This window comes from Rhizobium sp. SVR5-2C, from assembly GCF_056755115.1.
Genome location: NZ_JBNDHT010000369.1, coordinates 1 through 288 on the forward strand (window position 1 = coordinate 1; position 288 = coordinate 288).

General features: G+C 60.1%; 2 pseudogenes. Both read left to right on the plus strand.

Annotation, left to right across the window (positions count from 1 at the left end):
- Positions 1–140 (plus strand): annotated as a pseudogene (locus tag ACPYOI_RS36120) (alanyl-tRNA editing protein); the annotation flags it as partial.
- 61 nt (positions 141–201) lie between these two features.
- A pseudogene (locus ACPYOI_RS36125) lies at positions 202–288 on the plus strand (sulfurtransferase); the annotation flags it as partial.

The window sequence follows — 288 nt, forward strand, 5'->3', positions numbered from 1 at the left end:
TTGACAGCCAGCCCTGTGGCGGCACACATGTGTCGGAGACGCAGGAGGTCGGAGCGATTCACATCGCCAAGATCGAGAAGAAGGGCAAGGAAAACCGCCGTTTCCGCATCCGTTTCGGCGCCCCGACCGACGAAAACTGACGCCGGCAAGCGTCGATATCCCGACACCGAGATCAAGAAACCATAGCAGGGAGAGATCATCATGGCAGCGGACAAAAGCCGTTTCGTCGTATCCGCGGACTGGCTGCAGAGCGAGCTGGGTGCCAAGGACCTGCGCATCCTCGACGCA